This is a genomic window from Pseudomonas sp. Pme6b, from assembly GCF_058129925.1.
In genome coordinates this window covers 1835784-1851207 of record NZ_CM176704.1, presented here as the reverse complement: position 1 = coordinate 1851207, position 15424 = coordinate 1835784, and the positions used below count along the sequence as shown (strand labels likewise).

General features: G+C 55.9%; 15 protein-coding genes and 2 tRNA genes. 7 read left to right on the top strand and 10 right to left on the bottom strand.

Annotated elements, in window-relative coordinates; all coding sequences use genetic code 11:
* Positions 1-116 precede the first annotated feature (116 nt).
* The 6 genes from ruvB to AC4ANE_RS08415 all read right to left on the bottom strand — a co-directional run bounded on the left by ruvB (position 117) and on the right by AC4ANE_RS08415 (position 5793).
* Entirely contained in the window at positions 117-1178 is a 1062-nt protein-coding gene (ruvB, locus tag AC4ANE_RS08440; RefSeq protein ID WP_002554657.1) for a Holliday junction branch migration DNA helicase RuvB, read from the bottom strand.
* Entirely contained in the window at positions 1179-1787 is a 609-nt protein-coding gene (gene ruvA, locus AC4ANE_RS08435) for a Holliday junction branch migration protein RuvA (RefSeq protein WP_002554658.1), read from the bottom strand.
* Between the two features lie 87 nt (positions 1788-1874).
* Complete coding sequence (gene ruvC / locus AC4ANE_RS08430) at positions 1875-2399, bottom strand: crossover junction endodeoxyribonuclease RuvC (RefSeq protein ID WP_002554659.1); 525 nt, start codon at positions 2397-2399, stop codon at positions 1875-1877.
* A gap of 130 nt (positions 2400-2529) precedes the next feature.
* Positions 2530-3276 carry a YebC/PmpR family DNA-binding transcriptional regulator gene (locus tag AC4ANE_RS08425; protein WP_002554660.1) on the bottom strand — a complete coding sequence of 249 codons (747 nt, stop codon included), beginning with the start codon at positions 3274-3276 and terminating at the stop codon, positions 2530-2532.
* A gap of 116 nt (positions 3277-3392) precedes the next feature.
* Positions 3393-5168, bottom strand: coding sequence for an aspartate--tRNA ligase (aspS, locus tag AC4ANE_RS08420; RefSeq protein ID WP_002554661.1), 1776 nt, complete (start codon positions 5166-5168; stop codon positions 3393-3395).
* 280 nt (positions 5169-5448) lie between these two features.
* On the bottom strand, positions 5449-5793 hold the full coding sequence (locus AC4ANE_RS08415; protein WP_002554662.1) for a ribbon-helix-helix domain-containing protein: 345 nt from the start codon (positions 5791-5793) through the stop codon (positions 5449-5451).
* Positions 5794-5967: 174 nt separating this feature from the next.
* Here AC4ANE_RS08415 and AC4ANE_RS08410 point away from each other — a divergent pair, with 174 nt between their 5' ends.
* Entirely contained in the window at positions 5968-6102 is a 135-nt protein-coding gene (locus tag AC4ANE_RS08410) for a hypothetical protein (protein ID WP_005733342.1), read from the top strand.
* A 40-nt stretch (positions 6103-6142) separates the two neighbouring features.
* Here AC4ANE_RS08410 and AC4ANE_RS08405 read toward each other — a convergent pair whose 3' ends face one another.
* Positions 6143-6616 (bottom strand): Dps family protein, encoded by a 474-nt coding sequence (locus AC4ANE_RS08405; RefSeq protein ID WP_002554663.1) that lies wholly within the window; start codon positions 6614-6616, stop codon positions 6143-6145.
* A gap of 457 nt (positions 6617-7073) precedes the next feature.
* Between AC4ANE_RS08405 and AC4ANE_RS08400 the strand changes: the two genes are divergently transcribed.
* Positions 7074-7682 carry a cold-shock protein gene (locus AC4ANE_RS08400; protein ID WP_002554664.1) on the top strand — a complete coding sequence of 203 codons (609 nt, stop codon included), beginning with the start codon at positions 7074-7076 and terminating at the stop codon, positions 7680-7682.
* A gap of 65 nt (positions 7683-7747) precedes the next feature.
* On the opposite strand, the gene AC4ANE_RS08395 is transcribed toward AC4ANE_RS08400, so the two are convergent.
* Both AC4ANE_RS08395 and AC4ANE_RS08390 read right to left on the bottom strand, forming a co-directional pair.
* The gene (locus AC4ANE_RS08395) at positions 7748-7954 is read right to left on the bottom strand and encodes a SlyX family protein (protein ID WP_002554665.1); all 207 of its coding nucleotides are present in this window, start codon (positions 7952-7954) and stop codon (positions 7748-7750) included.
* On the bottom strand, positions 7951-8382 hold the full coding sequence (locus AC4ANE_RS08390) for an HIT family protein (RefSeq protein ID WP_002554666.1): 432 nt from the start codon (positions 8380-8382) through the stop codon (positions 7951-7953). Before AC4ANE_RS08390 ends, AC4ANE_RS08395 begins: the two co-directional genes overlap by 4 nt.
* 864 nt (positions 8383-9246) lie before the next feature.
* Here AC4ANE_RS08390 and AC4ANE_RS08385 point away from each other — a divergent pair.
* The 3 genes from AC4ANE_RS08385 to AC4ANE_RS08375 all read left to right on the top strand — a co-directional run bounded on the left by AC4ANE_RS08385 (position 9247) and on the right by AC4ANE_RS08375 (position 13496).
* Positions 9247-10587 (top strand): OprD family porin, encoded by a 1341-nt coding sequence (locus AC4ANE_RS08385; protein ID WP_460408987.1) that lies wholly within the window; start codon positions 9247-9249, stop codon positions 10585-10587.
* A 171-nt stretch (positions 10588-10758) separates the two neighbouring features.
* Positions 10759-12474, top strand: coding sequence for a proline--tRNA ligase (locus tag AC4ANE_RS08380; protein ID WP_002554668.1), 1716 nt, complete (start codon positions 10759-10761; stop codon positions 12472-12474).
* A 65-nt stretch (positions 12475-12539) separates the two neighbouring features.
* Positions 12540-13496, top strand: coding sequence for a hypothetical protein (locus AC4ANE_RS08375; protein WP_002554669.1), 957 nt, complete (start codon positions 12540-12542; stop codon positions 13494-13496).
* A 40-nt stretch (positions 13497-13536) separates the two neighbouring features.
* Here AC4ANE_RS08375 and dinB read toward each other — a convergent pair whose 3' ends face one another.
* On the bottom strand, positions 13537-14598 hold the full coding sequence (dinB, locus tag AC4ANE_RS08370; RefSeq protein WP_002554670.1) for a DNA polymerase IV: 1062 nt from the start codon (positions 14596-14598) through the stop codon (positions 13537-13539).
* Positions 14599-14858: 260 nt separating this feature from the next.
* On the opposite strand from dinB, the gene AC4ANE_RS08365 reads away from it, so the two are divergent.
* Together AC4ANE_RS08365 and AC4ANE_RS08360 are read left to right on the top strand one after the other, a co-directional pair.
* A tRNA-Met gene (locus AC4ANE_RS08365) sits at positions 14859-14935 on the top strand.
* 231 nt (positions 14936-15166) lie between these two features.
* Positions 15167-15243 (top strand) — tRNA-Met (locus AC4ANE_RS08360).
* The last annotated feature ends 181 nt before the right edge of the window (positions 15244-15424 follow it).

Below are 15424 nucleotides of genomic sequence, written 5' to 3'. Positions count from 1 at the left end.
TCAGGTTGCCAATCGGGTCAGGCAACTGTTTTTCAACGTTTTGCCACTTATTACCGGTATCGGCGGCAGGACTGGCAATGTGACCACGCCGACCGCAAATAAATTGCAAAACATTGCTATAAATCCGCCGGATCATCGACCACATCGTCCGCCACCGGCATCTCCCCCATCCTGGAGGGAATATTCAGCCCGAAATGCAGGTACGCATGACGGGTGACCACACGTCCACGCGGCGTGCGCATGATATAGCCTTGCTGGATCAAATAGGGCTCGAGCACATCCTCAATTGTGTGACGCTCCTCGCTGATGGCCGCCGCAAGGCTGTCGACACCGACAGGCCCGCCATCGAACTTCTCGATCATGGTCAGCAGCAGACGCCGGTCCTGATGATCGAAGCCATGCTCGTCGACGTCCAGCAGGTTCAGGGCCTTGTCGGCGGTCTGCCGGGTGATCTGCCCATTGCCGCGCACCTCGGCGAAATCCCGTACTCGACGCAACAAACGGTTGGCGATCCGTGGCGTACCACGGGCGCGCCTGGCGATCTCGAAAGCGCCTTGCGGCTCGATGACCAGCCCCAGAATGCCCGCCGAGCGCGACACGATCGTCGACAAGTCGGCAATATTATAAAACTCGAGCCGCTGAACGATCCCGAAACGATCACGTAACGGATTGGTCAGCATGCCCGCGCGCGTAGTCGCACCGACCAGCGTGAACGGTGGCAGATCAAGTTTGATAGAGCGCGCGGCGGGACCCTCACCGATCATGATGTCGAGCTGGAAGTCTTCCATTGCCGGATACAACACTTCTTCGACAATCGGCGACAAACGATGGATCTCATCGATGAACAACACATCGTTGGGCTCAAGGTTGGTCAGGATTGCGGCCAGATCACCGGGCCGCTCGAGCACCGGCCCGGAGGTGCTCTTGATCGAGACACCCATTTCCTGAGCGATAATATTGGCCAGCGTGGTCTTGCCCAGACCGGGCGGCCCAAAGATCAATGTGTGATCCAGCGCCTCATTGCGGCCACGGGCAGCCTGGATGAACAGTTCCATCTGCTCGCGTACGGTCGGCTGGCCGATGTAGTCCGCAAGGCTCAGTGGCCGAATCGCACGGTCCATCTGTTCATCACGATCACGGCCGCCAGCGGCGGTTATCAGACGGTCGGCGTCTATCACTTAACCCATCCCCTTCAACGCACGGCGAATCAGATCCGCACTGCTCAAATCTTTTTCCTTGATGGCGGAGACAGCCTTGCTCGCCTCCTGCGGCTTGTAACCCAGCGAAATCAGCGCGCTGACTGCGTCGGATTCGGCCGACGCCACAGGCTCGGCCTGATTCGGACCATTGGAAACCAGCGTAAAGGTGCCTGGCAAGGACTCCCAGGCCTTGAACCGATCCTTGAGCTCGACCAGCAGACGCTCGGCGGTTTTCTTGCCTACACCGGGAATACGAGTCAGCGCCGATGCGTCCTGCGCCTGAACGCAACGCACCAGCTCATCGACCTCCAGGCCCGACATCAACGCCAGCGCCAGCTTGGGGCCGACCCCGTTCAGTCGGATCAATTCACGGAACAGCTCGCGCTCGCGTTTTTCATAGAAGCCATACAGCAGATGCGCGTCCTCGCGGACCACCAAATGGGTGTGCAATGTCACTGTTTCGCCGACATGCGGCAACCGATACAGCGTCGTCATCGGCACTTCCAGCTCATAGCCGACACCATTGACATCCAACACCAGATGCGGAGGCTGTTTTTCGGCGAGAGAGCCGCGTAAACGTCCAATCACGTTTCAGATCCTTTCGTGTTGCCTGTCGCTTGCGCGAAGAAGAAATTGAACACAGTCATCGTAAAGACACAGGTCCTCGTGATTCAGTCACAGACGCAAACGGCCGCCGCGGCTGCGCGCGGTACTCAACCCGTGAGGAATCAGGCTGGAGCGCGTGTGCGCATGACACAGCGCGATAGCCAGGGCGTCGGAGGCGTCAATCTGAGGCTTCTGGGTCAGTTTGAGCAAATGCATGACCATCATCATCACCTGCTCTTTATTGGCACCGCCAGTCCCTGCCACTGCCTGCTTGACCTGAGTGGCAGTGTACTCGGCAATTTCCAGCGCCTCCTCGGCACCCGCCACAATGGCCGCGCCTCTGGCCTGCCCCAGCTTCAGGGCTGAATCGGCATTGCGCGCCATGAAAACCTTTTCGATGCCCATCGTCACCGGTCCGTAGGTCTTGATGACCTCCCGCACCCCGCGATAAACGATCTGCAAACGTTCGTGCAATTCACCACTGCCGGTACGAATGCACCCGGAAGCGACGTAGATACAACCACGCCCGGTGTCACGTACCACGCCATAGCCGGTAATTCGCGAACCGGGGTCGATACCAAGAATAAGAGTCATAACGCCTGCAGCTTGAGAAGGTGACGCAAAACAATAGGTGCAGCATAAAGGCAGAAGCCGGAGGCCGATAGCTGCGTAATGCTCACAGCTTCGCTCCCCCGGCTTCTGACTCGGTGTTACCTGTCGGCGATCAGCCCAGTTGCTCCATGACGTCGTCCGGAATTTCCGCGTTTGAATAGACGTTCTGCACGTCATCCAGGTCTTCAAGCATGTCGATCAGCTTGAGGACCTTCTCGGCGGTCTCCAGATCAAGCACTGCGCTGGTTGTCGGCAACATGACGATTTCTGCGTCGGAAGCCTTGAAACCTGCGGCCTCAAGAGCGTTACGCACGGCATAGAACCCGGAGAACGACGTAAACACATCGATCGAGCCATCGTCGTTGGTCACGACATCATCGGCGTCAGCTTCCATGGCAGCCTCGATCAGGGAATCCTCATCGACGCCGGCAGCAAAGGAAATCTGACCCTTGCGATCGAACAGATAAGCCACGGAGCCATCAGTACCGAGGTTGCCGCCACACTTGGCGAACGCATGGCGAACGGCCGCGGCGGTACGATTACGGTTGTCAGTCATGGTTTCGACCATGATTGCCACACCGCCCGGGCCGTAGCCCTCGTAACCCAGCTCCTCGACATCGTCACCGTCGGACGCGCCCACGCCTCGCGCGACCGCACGATCAATGGTGTCACGGGTCATGTTTGCACCAAGCGCCTTGTCCAGCGCCAAACGCAGACGCGGGTTGGAGCCAGGATCGCCGCCGCCCTGACGCGCAGCAACGGTCAGTTCACGAATCCACTTGGTGAAAATCTTGCCTTTCTTGGCATCCTGACGCTCTTTGCGGTGCTTGATGTTCGCCCACTTAGAATGACCTGCCATTTTTCGCTCCAGATTCTTTTTGAAACACCTTCACCTTTCGCCCTGAACAACGAGGCAAAAAGCTTCACTCAATAAGGGCAGATACAGGGCGTATCGACGATACGCCCTGCCCGGCATCACTCAGCCTTCGGCTGCTCGCGCAGACGGATATGCAGCTCGCGCAACGCTTTGGCATCGACAACGCCAGGCGCCTGGGTCATGACGTCGGCGGCGCTCTGGGTTTTCGGGAACGCAATCACTTCACGAATCGATTGCGCGCCGGTCATCAGCATCACCAGACGGTCCAGACCAAACGCCAGACCACCGTGCGGCGGAGCGCCGTATTTCAAGGCGTCGAGCAGGAAGCCGAACTTCTCCTGCTGCTCGTCTTCGGCGATACCCAGCAGACGGAAGACCGCCTGTTGCATTTCCTTGCGGTGGATACGAATCGAACCGCCGCCCAGCTCGGTACCGTTAAGCACCATGTCGTAGGCACGCGACAGCGCCGTCGCCGGATTGGCTTCCAGCTCTTCGGGCGTGCACTTGGGTGCCGTGAAGGGATGGTGCAACGCTGTGAAGCTGCCGTCGTCGTTTTCTTCGAACATCGGGAAGTCGACGACCCACATCGGTGCCCACTCGCACGTGTGCAGCTTGAGGTCGTTACCGATCTTGATACGCAGCGCGCCAAGGGCTTCGCTGACGATCTTGAACTTGTCCGCGCCGAAGAAAACGATATCGCCATCGACCGCACCCACGCGATCAAGGATGACGTTCAGGTTGTCTTCCGGGATGAACTTGACGATCGGCGACTGCAAGCCTTCCGGCCCCTTCGCGCGCTCGTTGACCTTGATGTAGGCCAGGCCCTTGGCACCATAGATGCTGACGAATTTTGTGTAGTCGTCGATCTGGCTGCGCGCCATGCTGGCAGCGCCCGGCACACGCAGTGCGGCAACACGCCCCTTCGGGTCGTTGGCCGGACCGCTGAACACCTTGAACTCGACGCCGGTAAGCTGGTCGGCAACATCCACCAGTTCCAGCGGGTTACGCAGGTCTGGCTTGTCGGAGCCGTAGCGGCGCATGGCTTCTTCGAAGGTCATGTGCGGGAAATCACCGAACTCCAGGTCCAGCACTTCCTTGAACAGCTGACGAACCATCTTCTCGGTCAGACCGATGATGTCCTCTTCATTGAGGAAACTGGTCTCGATGTCGATCTGGGTGAATTCCGGCTGACGGTCGGCACGCAGGTCTTCGTCGCGGAAGCACTTGGCGATCTGATAGTAGCGGTCAAAGCCAGCCACCATCAGCAATTGCTTGAACAACTGAGGCGACTGCGGCAGGGCGAAAAAGCTGCCCGGGTGTGTGCGACTTGGAACCAGATAGTCGCGAGCACCTTCCGGTGTGGCGCGGGTCAGGATCGGCGTCTCGACGTCGAGAAAGCCGTTGTCATCCAGATAGCGGCGGATGCTGGTGGTGATGCGCGAACGCAGACGCAGCTTCTCGGCCATTTCCGGACGGCGCAGGTCGATAAAGCGATAACGCAGGCGTGTTTCCTCGCCGACGTCGGAATATTCATTCAGCGGGAATGGCGGAGTCTCGGACTCGTTCAGCACTTCGAGTTCGTAACCCAGAACCTCGATGGCACCCGACGCCATGTTCGCGTTCACGGCACCTGCCGGACGAGCACGAACCTTGCCCACGACCTTGACCACGTACTCGCTGCGCACGCGGTCAGCGGCGGCGAAGCTGTCGGCACGATCAGGGTCGAACACGACTTGAGCCATGCCTTCACGGTCGCGGATATCGAGGAAGATAACGCCTCCGTGGTCACGACGACGGTGGACCCATCCGCAAAGGGTAATTTCCTGGCCTTCCAGACTCTCGTTCAGTTGGCCGCAATAATGGCTGCGCATCATGATGGTGTTTTCACTTCTCGTAATTCGAATTCGGTGGCGCTTTCGCTCCTGGCTTGCGCTCAGTGGTACACGGCACCGGCACAAGACTAAAGCCAGCCCTGGCCCACGCAGAGTCACGCCCGCTAGCAAGACGGAGGATTATATAGAGTTAATTGGCACCGTGCAGCCGAACGAACCTATCACGGCCGGATAAGTTCGTGACCGCCCCCAGCTCGGTCGCGCTACGAGGGAAACGCAGGCACGCCGAAGCGGGCCTGCAGGAATGAGGGTGAAGACCACTCTAAACGTGGGTATTTTCCACGTGAGCATCCTTCAGCAGATGCGCAACACAGACAACGCGAATCAGACCGCTGAAGTTTTTTACACCTCCATGACGTAAGTGAACCTCTCGATCAATGTAGGACAATACCGCATTAACAGAACACTCATTGGAACTTGCAATGCCTGACAGAATGTTCCAATACACGTTCTCCAGGCGCAGGCAGGTGGCCAGACCATTTAGCCGAACGGATTTGGAATGAGGCTGCGCCAGGGTCATGTTGAAATTTTCGACAAAGGGGTCATGGCGTATCTCCACCTCCCGATGTAAAAACTTAAGCTCTCGCTCAGCACTTCGTAACATCATAACGATCACCTTCGAATCATAAACTTTAAACATTAAAAGAAATATTCAAAAACAAATAAATACCCTGATGTATAAAACATGATTCGAGATTTTATATCCAGCCGCTCTAATACTTTATCACTGTAGGAGATGGCTACAGAAATCAGCGGAATATCGTTTAACCCTGAAGGCATAATGAAGAAGAGCAAGGAATATGGCTGGATGATATGCGTGACAACGGGCGACGACCAAGCCTTCATGTGCCTGAGCGCTCAAGCAGCGGAGGCCAAAAAGGCGAAGATCAGGCGCTGCCTGCAAGGCAACATATGAAGAACAGGCGAGTGACGCTTAGCGTCACTCGCCCCGGTCGTTATTTCGACTCAAACATCGAGCGCAACATCCAGGCAGTTTTCTCATGAACCTGCATACGCTGCGTCAACAGATCAGCCGTCGGCTCGTCGCTGACCTTGTCGAGAAGAGGAAAGATACTACGCGCAGTACGGACAACGGCCTCTTGACCCTGAACCAGACTTTTGATCATATCTTCGGCACTTGGCACGCCCTCTTCTTCCTTGATGGAAGACAGGCGAGCATACGTCGAATAAGTGCCAGGAGCAGGGAAGCCCAACGCACGAATACGCTCAGCGATAGAGTCAACTGCCAGTGCCAGTTCGTTATACTGTTCTTCAAACATCAAATGCAGCGTGCGAAACATCGGCCCGCTGACATTCCAGTGAAAGTTGTGAGTCTTGAGGTAAAGCACATAAGTATCCGACAGCAGATGCGACAGACCGTCCACGATCGATTTACGATCCTCTTCACTGATACCAATATCGATTGCCATGTTTCATGCCCTTTTAGTGAGGATTGAAAAGCAGTAAAGACCACTACTCTATCAAGAGAACCCGAATGGCGCAGCTTTCCGTTGGTCGATGCCACAAACCTGCAACGATTCATGGACGTACCAGGGTGCTTTGCGACGCGTCACCACAGGTGCCACGGACAGAAAATTCCTGCACTTCCTCAATAGTCATCAGCAAAACCAGCCTGAACGCTCTGTTTCAACCCCTGTAGCGGCACGGGCTATCAAAGCAGGGCAGGCAGGAGGGCCGTTATTGATTGCTGATTTGAGTAGCATCAGGCTTTGCTGTTAAATACACGACGTGTCGCCAACGAGTTGCCATTCAGCGCTGGCGCATAGGCTGGCCCTGCGCCCGTGCATCACGCCTCATCTTGTTCAGAAGCGTACCGGGCGTTACCAGCTATTTCTTGTAATCCTTCTTGCATGTGAGCTTTTTAAAATGTTGAAAATCGTCCATCTGGTAACGGGAGCAGCAGCCCTGTTGCTCTCTTTCATACCTAGCCTGCGTAGTGAAGCGGTCTCTCTCTACCTGCAAAACCCTGACGCCATCTGCCTGGCATTTCTCGGGCTGCTTAACCTGATACTCGCTCCGGTAATCCCTTACTGGAATCGAGGCCCACGTCATAATCTGCAAAATCTGGTCAGTGCCCTGCTTGTCATTGCGGTAATCGTACAAACGCTGACCTTGCTCGTTCCTCTGCCCGGCATCGCAGGCCAACCGGCAATTCTGGTTAGCCTGAGCATCGCCATCGTGGCCGTCGCCTTGCACTTGGGCGTCAGCTTTTACAGGTCTTACACTCCATCCTCCGCACCTCAAAACCACGACATGGGAAATCGTGATACTGGCACCGTAAAGTGGTTCAACACCTCCAAGGGCTTCGGCTTTATCTCCCGGGATTCCGGCGACGATATTTTTGTGCATTTTCGTGCCATTCGCGGTGAAGGCCATCGCGTACTGGTCGAAGGCCAACGCGTCGAGTTTTCCGTGATGAACCGCGACAAAGGCCTGCAGGCCGAAGACGTTATTGCAGCCCTGCCCCGCCGCTGATTTTTTTCGGGCAACAAAAAACCGCGACCCTCCAAAGGAAGTCGCGGTTTTTTTATGGCAACAGATCAATAGTGAGGTGGCGGCGCTTCTTCCTCGAAGGTATCGAACTGACTGCCCATCTCCTCCTGACGCTTGATCATTGCTGCCATCTGCTGCTGTAGATGATCAAACTCGCGCCGCTGCTTTACCAGCACATCATTGAGTGCCTGAATTGTATCGTCCTGAAAGGCCATGCGGCTTTCCAGCTCCATGACTCGCTCTTCAAGGCTCATGACTGCTCCTCCTCAAATCGAAAATCATTCGTCAATACCGGCCTGAGCTGCCGGCAGATTGCCGAGAGCTGCTCGTCGGTGTAAGCAACTGCAGCATGCTTGCCCCACACGGGCGCAGGCCAGGCCGCATCGTCACGATTGCGCACAATTACGTGCATGTGCAACTGACTGACCACATTGCCCAAGGCAGCAATGTTGATTTTATCCGCATCGAACAGCTCTTTCAGCACCTTGGCCAGAACACTGGTCTCCTGCCATAGCTGCAACTGATCTGCAGCGCTCAACTGAAACACCTCAGTGATATCAGCCCGACGCGGTACCAGAATGAACCACGGGTAATGACTGTCATTGGAGAGCAGTAACCGGCACAGCGGAAAGTCGCCAATGGGCAAGGTGTCTTGTTGAAGACGAGAATCCAGAACGAACACGATAAAAAACTCCTGACTGCCAGGTGAATGTACCTGCCCTGTCGGTAACAGGGTGCTGCGAGGCCCGCAGGATACTAGGGTTCGCACGGCGCTTCACCTGCCCGCCCCCATGCGCACCAGAATGAGTCCGGCATAACGGTGACCGCACCGATTTGACGCTCGCTAAGGTTGTAGAACCGCCAACCATGAATTCTTTCATTGAAACGCCGCCTGACAATTGCCTGCTTCAGGTACATGAAAATGAAACAGCCCTGGCCTCACCATAGTGACCAACCAGAGCATTGCTCCAGGTTCAGGCGAACCGGGCACGCACTGCACCAAAATCACACACTGCTGTTGCGACAACAACACAACGCATTCGTTTTCTACTCAAAGGGAGCTGATTCGGGTAACGCTTTTGCGAGAAAGAACCGCCCCCAACCATGACACGTAAAATCCATCGATATTTTTACAAAATTGAAATATTCATAAAAATCATATGGATAAATCAAAAAGGCGATGCTGATTCTGATTTTTCACAAAATTTTTTCATTTTCGGAAATTTTGTGCACGCTTGTTGCTTTATGACCCATATGATCACGCCACCCCCGGCGGAAAACGAGGGTGACAGCATCAAGGGAAACAAGGCTCGCGACCTTGGGGGACGTGTTTGGCAGACTGCGTATTGATCCATTCGATCAAGCACAGATGCCACTACGGGCTAGCCTGGTGCCATGTCGTAAAGAATATGAAAGGATAGAGCTGTACCTATAGCAACCAGCGTCAGCGTGATATAGATTCCGCCGACCAAAAATAGAAAGAGCCGCCCAGATAAAAAAACAGGTGGACGGCAAAAATCTTCTAAAAACCAAAGGAGCAATCACGATGAGAGTGATGAAGTGGAGCGCAATCGCACTGGCCGTTACGGCAGCCAGCACCCAACTGGCAACAGCGGCACCTTTCGTTAGCGATCAGGCTGATGCCAAGGGCTTTGTGGAAGGCAGCACGCTTGACCTGAAGTTGCGCAATTACTATTTCAACCGTGACAACAAAAACGGCAGTAGTGATTTGAGGGACTGGACCCAAGCTCTCTGGGCGAATTTCAGTACCGGTTACACTCAAGGCACGGTCGGTGTTGGAGCTGAAGCTTTTGGCTATTTCGGCATGCAGCTCTGGGCTCCGGACGCATACTCGGGTTCCACTAACCTGGCATTCAACCGCACTACCGGCGAAAACGAAAACTCTCTTGGCAAGCTCGGCGGCGCCGTCAAGTTCCGCATCTCGAAAACAGAGCTGAAAATTGGCGACATGCAGCCCACTAGTCCTGTATTCGCAGTTGGCGGCTCTCGCTTGCTTCCGCAAACAGCAAGTGGTTTGAGCTTGCAAAGTAGTGAAATCGCTGGCCTCGATCTTGAAGCTGGCCACTTCTACTCCGGCACCAGCCAGAACGACACAAGCCATGACGGCGGGATTTTTGCCAACTATGCTGGCGTTGAGTCCAATAGCGCGGACTTCGCTGGCGGCAAATATGCAATCACCGACAGTTTGGGCGTTGCATTCTATGCGGCCAAGCTGGAAGACATCTGGGATCAATACTACGGTAACGTGAACTACGCCCTGCCACTGGGTGGAGATCAGTCTCTGGCATTTGATGCGAACATCTATCGCACCGTTGACGAAGGCAGCGCCAAAGCCGGCTCGATCAGCAACACCGCATTCTCCGGTTCCGCAGCTTACTCGTTCCTTGCTGCCCACACCGTAACTCTGGCGTTCCAGAAAATCAACGGTGACACCCCGTTCGACTACATCGGTATAGGTGACAACAACCGCGGTGGCGACTCGATCTTCCTGAACAATTCGATCCAGTACTCCGACTTCAACGGTCCAGGCGAAAAATCCTGGCAGGTCCGCTATGACCTGAACATGACTCCGTACGGCGTTCCAGGCCTGAGCTTCATGACCCGCTACATCAAGGGTACTGATATCGACGGCACCAATATTTCCGCAAATTCGGCTTATCGCAAAAACGACGGCTCACCTCTCTACGGAGCGGACGGCAAGCACCACGAAACCAACCTCGAAGCCAAATACGTAGTGCAAACCGGCCCGGCTAAGGACTTGTCCTTCCGCGTCCGTCAAGCATGGCACCGCGCCAACGCCGATCAGGGCGAAGGCGACGTCAACGAGTTCCGCCTGATTGTCGATTACCCGATCTCGATCCTGTAATCGCAGCTCAGCACTCGTTAATAGAAGAAGCCCGGCTCATGCCGGGCTTTTTCATTTGGCTCTGAAAGAACTCCCCTACCCTCTGCAAGCCTGCCCCGCCCTGTACGCGACCGGAACACCGCCGTACAATGCCAGGTCATATCCAGTCTCAGCAACCGACAACGGCCAACCATGCGCACCAGTCAATTTTTGCTCGCCACACAGAAAGAAACCCCTTCCGATGCGGTCGTGGTCAGCCATCAGCTGATGCTGCGCGCTGGCATGATCCGCAAGCTGGCATCCGGTCTTTACACCTGGCTGCCCATGGGCCTGCGCGTGCTGCGCAAGGTCGAAGCGATTGTTCGTGAAGAAATGGACGCCGCTGGCGCACTCGAAATTCTAATGCCCGGCATTCAGCCTGCAGAACTCTGGCAGGAATCCGGTCGCTGGGAACAATACGGCCCGGAGCTGATGCGCCTGGTCGACCGCCACAACCGTGAGTTCTGCCTGGGCCCGACCCACGAAGAAGTCATCACCGATCTGGCACGCAATGAGCTCAACAGCTATAAACAGCTGCCGATCAACATGTACCAGATCCAGACCAAATTCCGTGATGAGATTCGTCCACGCTTCGGCCTGATGCGCGGACGCGAATTCGTCATGAAAGACGCCTACTCGTTCCACGCTGACCACGCGTCGCTGCAGGTCACCTACGACCGCATGCACCTGGCATACAGCAACATCTTCACCCGCCTGGGCCTCAAATTCCGCCCGGTCGAAGCTGACAACGGCTCGATTGGCGGCGCAGGCTCGCACGAGTTCCATGTGCTGGCCGAATCCGGCGAAGACGATATCGTGTTCAGCGATGGCTCCGATTACGCAGCCAACATCGAAAAAGCCGAAGCAGTACCTCGTGAGAAAGCTCGTCCGGCCGCTACTGAAGAATTGCGTCTGATCGATACTCCGAACGCCAAGACCATCGCCCAACTGGTCGAAGGTTTCGATTTGCCGATCGAGAAAACCGTCAAGACGCTGGTGGTGCATGCTGCCGAAGAAGGCAAGCTGATTGCCCTGATCATCCGTGGCGATCACGAGCTCAACGAAATCAAGGCCAGCCAGCTTGAACAGGTTGCCAGCCCGTTGGTGATGGCATCCGAAGCCGAACTGCGTGATGCCATCGGTGCAGGCGCAGGCTCGCTGGGTCCGTTGAATCTGCCGCTGCCGTGCATCATCGACCGCTCGGTCGAGCTGATGAGCGACTTCAGCGTCGGCGCCAATATCGATGACAAGCACTATTTCGGCGTCAACTGGGAACGCGACCTGCCGGTTCCGACCGTCGCAGACCTGCGTAATGTTGTTGCGGGCGACCCAAGCCCGGACGGCAAAGGCACGCTGGAAATCAAGCGCGGCATCGAAGTGGGCCACATCTTCCAGCTGGGCACCAAGTACAGCGAAGCGATGAAGTGCCAGGTGCTGGGGGAAAACGGCAAGCCGGTCAATCTGGCGATGGGTTGCTACGGCATCGGCGTTTCCCGCGTGGTTGCCGCCGCAATCGAACAGAACAGCGACGAAAACGGCATTATCTGGAACGACACTCTGGCGCCTTTCCAGATCGCCTTGATCCCTCTGCGCTACGAAACAGACGCGGTTCGTGAAGCGACAGACAAACTGTACGCCGAGCTGACTGCCGCCGGCTTTGAGGTATTGCTCGATGACCGCGACAAGAAAACCAGCCCCGGCATCAAGTTCGCTGACATGGAACTGATCGGTATTCCGCATCGCATCGTAGTCAGCGACCGTGGTCTGGCCGAAGGCAATCTGGAATACAAGAGCCGTACCGAGTCGCAACCGCAAGCCATTGCAGTCGCGGATGTGCTGTCGTTCATCCAGGGCAAAGTGAACCGCTGAGTCAAAAGGCGCACCTGTTCGAAGGTGCGCCGCTCGTCACTCGCCCAATCCGCATCAGAGATCCCATGCTCAAACGAAGCACCTTAAGCCTCGGCAGCGCCGTCCTGTGCGGCTCGTTTCTCGTCGGCGGCTGTGCCAATCAGCTATCACAACGCAGTGAGCACGAGGAGCGCGTCGAACGCAAACTGCTCGAACACACACTGCAAGTCGATATCGGTGAACCCAAAACGCTGGAGTTACCGCAACGCCGCGTGCGGATTCACGAGCACAAATCGTTCGAAGTTACCGATTTTGAAGTCACCCGCCACTATGACCGCTATACGCCTTACCAGCCCTGGCGGGAGATCTACGAGATCCCCCTCGGCGCGGTCGCTGTTGTAGCAGGCGTCGGGGCGAATGTGGTCAACGTCTTTGCACTGGGCAATTTGCCGGAAAGCATGACCCGGGACTGGATTCACTACGGTGTGGCAGGTCTGAACCCGTTCATGAACGCTCCCTCTCACGGGCGCGCCCAGCAGAATCTGGCGAGCATTGACGAAGTCCAGAAAGACAAACGGATCGAGAACTCCACGCTGCCGTGGAATGAACGCCCGGTGATGGTCAAGGCCGGTAACGAAACTCATGAAATGAGCACCGACCGCAACGGCATTCTGCGCCTGAACCTGCTGGACAGTCCTTTTGCCGAACAGGACCTGAGCCGTATCACGCGCATTTATATCAACGTCGAAGACGACCAGGACAGCGCTCACGCGAATGCCAGCTTGCCGATCAGCCACTCTCTGCGCGGCAAGCTGCTGGAAGCCCACGCACTGATCTACGACGATCTGGAAGATGACGAGGTCAGCCAATGGGTGCATCGCGTCAAACGCCTTTCTGACCTGGGGCTGGAAGAAGAAGCCAGCGAGCTCGAACAGAGCCTGATTGAACTGACACGCAACGATCCGCAGTTGCAGGGTGAATTTCTCAAATCACTCGCCAGGGACGCTGGCCGTCTGGTCGCCGTTCCCGCCCAGAGCCAGTAATGTGAAAGGCTGCGGTATGTAACCGCAGCCGATCATTTCATTATTGCGAGAACAACTCCAATTGTTCATGAGCTGCGCGCAGGTCGTGCAGACGCACACCTATACCCAGAAGCCGAACAGGCTTGGCACCCCGGGCAAACGCCTGCGCCAGCAACTGTTCGTAACTGCCCAGATCCCTTCCGGCTCCGGACTGCTCCAGAGTTGTCTGAGTGAAGTCGTGAAACTTCACTTTGACGAAGGGCTTGCCGGGCCGGTACTGCCCTTCCATTCTCGCCATCCGGTTACCGAGGGTTTCCAGCAGGGCCGGCAGCTTTTCCAGGCAGGCAGCCAGATCAGGCAGATCCGTGTCGTAGGTATTTTCTACGCTGACTGACTGACGCCGACTGTCGTTCTGCACCGGACGGTCATCTATTCCGTGCGCCAGACTCCAGAGACGCTCACCGAAGCTGCCAAACTCACGGACAAGCGCAAGCTTGCTGCGGCCTCGCAGGTCGGCACAGTCGACAATGCCCAGCCGCCCCAGCTTGTCTGCAGTGACTTTCCCGACGCCGTGGAGTTTGGTAACGGGCAAAGAGGCGACGAAATCCTCGACCTGATCCGGAGTAATGACGAACAAACCGTTGGGCTTTTTCCAGTCGCTGGCGATCTTGGCCAGAAATTTGTTCGGCGCGACGCCAGCCGAAACGGTGATATGCAGCTGATTCGAGACCCGGCGCCGGATGTCCTGGGCGATGCGCGTGGCGCTGCCCGAAAAGTGCCCGGCATCCGATACGTCGAGGAACGCCTCATCCAGAGACAAAGGCTCTATAAGGTCGGTGTAATCCCGGAATATCGTATGGATTTCCCGTGACGCCTCCTTATAAGCCTCCATGCGCGGCTTGACGATGGTCAGGTCCGGGCAGAGTTTGAGTGCATGCCGGGATGACATGGCTGAACGCACCCCATACGCGCGCGCCTCATAATTACAGGTCGCAATCACCCCGCGCCGCTCTGCAGAGCCCCCCACCGCCAGCGGCTTGCCAGCGAGTTCGGGCTCGTCACGCATTTCAATGGCTGCATAAAAGCAGTCACAGTCGATATGGATGATTTTGCGCTGCGTCATGACCTGATGGGATTTTGCAATCAATGGCTGAGCAGTATCTCATTCGTACCGGCAAGTAACATCCAGTGATGCGAAAGGTCGCCGTGAAAAACAGTGAAAAGTCCCTGACGCGTGGTCGAAAAAGCTGCGCAGCCCCGCCATACAGGCGTCAGAGCCGAACAAACTCATAAGCGGCGACGCTAACCAATTGAAGAAAAAGCACTTTTTTAAAACTAACCATTGACACCTCGCCATCTCTCTGTAGAATGCCGCCACACAGACGCGGGATGGAGCAGTCTGGTAGCTCGTCGGGCTCATAACCCGAAGGTCGTCGGTTCAAATCCGGCTCCCGCAACCAAACATCAAAAAAGGCTACTCGAAAGAGTGGCCTTTTTTGTGCCTGCGTTAAAAGTACCTTCTCATGCCCTGCCACTGACACCCCTTCATTGCAGCCTGATCAGCGCTTTCACATTGAGGCGCAAAAAAGGCAGCATCATTGGCAAAGGTGCACAATCTGCTACTCATTTGCCTGCTTTCAGGATTAAGGGTTGACACTTCAGCGTTCGGCTGTAGAATGCCGCCACACAGACGCGGGATGGAGCAGTCTGGTAGCTCGTCGGGCTCATAACCCGAAGGTCGTCGGTTCAAATCCGGCTCCCGCAACCAAACATCAAGAAAGGCTACTCGAAAGAGTGGCCTTTTTTGTTTCCGGTGAAAAAACATTTCAGGCGACCGCTAACTGCCTGAGAAAAAAGACTATTTTCCAAGCCCTTTGAAACCCTATCATCACATCTGTAACGTAATGCTTTCATTGACGACAGTTTTTGCATGCGCTGCCGATAGGTGT

What these genes read in the sequence shown, in the direction of transcription:
- AC4ANE_RS08425 (WP_002554660.1), bottom strand. Translation starts at nt 3,276, where the DNA reads ATGGCAGGTCATTCTAAGTGGGCGAACATCAAGCACCGCAAAGAGCGT.
- AC4ANE_RS08395 (WP_002554665.1), bottom strand. Translation starts at nt 7,954, where the DNA reads ATGAGCCTTGAAGAGCGAGTCATGGAGCTGGAAAGCCGCATGGCCTTT.
- AC4ANE_RS08385 (WP_460408987.1), top strand. Translation starts at nt 9,247, where the DNA reads ATGAGAGTGATGAAGTGGAGCGCAATCGCACTGGCCGTTACGGCAGCC.
- AC4ANE_RS08415 (WP_002554662.1), bottom strand. Translation starts at nt 5,793, where the DNA reads ATGATGTTACGAAGTGCTGAGCGAGAGCTTAAGTTTTTACATCGGGAG.
- AC4ANE_RS08375 (WP_002554669.1), top strand. Translation starts at nt 12,540, where the DNA reads ATGCTCAAACGAAGCACCTTAAGCCTCGGCAGCGCCGTCCTGTGCGGC.
- AC4ANE_RS08405 (WP_002554663.1), bottom strand. Translation starts at nt 6,616, where the DNA reads ATGGCAATCGATATTGGTATCAGTGAAGAGGATCGTAAATCGATCGTG.
- aspS (WP_002554661.1), bottom strand. Translation starts at nt 5,168, where the DNA reads ATGATGCGCAGCCATTATTGCGGCCAACTGAACGAGAGTCTGGAAGGC.
- ruvC (WP_002554659.1), bottom strand. Translation starts at nt 2,399, where the DNA reads ATGACTCTTATTCTTGGTATCGACCCCGGTTCGCGAATTACCGGCTAT.
- AC4ANE_RS08380 (WP_002554668.1), top strand. Translation starts at nt 10,759, where the DNA reads ATGCGCACCAGTCAATTTTTGCTCGCCACACAGAAAGAAACCCCTTCC.
- AC4ANE_RS08400 (WP_002554664.1), top strand. Translation starts at nt 7,074, where the DNA reads ATGTTGAAAATCGTCCATCTGGTAACGGGAGCAGCAGCCCTGTTGCTC.
- dinB (WP_002554670.1), bottom strand. Translation starts at nt 14,598, where the DNA reads ATGACGCAGCGCAAAATCATCCATATCGACTGTGACTGCTTTTATGCA.
- AC4ANE_RS08410 (WP_005733342.1), top strand. Translation starts at nt 5,968, where the DNA reads ATGAAGAAGAGCAAGGAATATGGCTGGATGATATGCGTGACAACGGGC.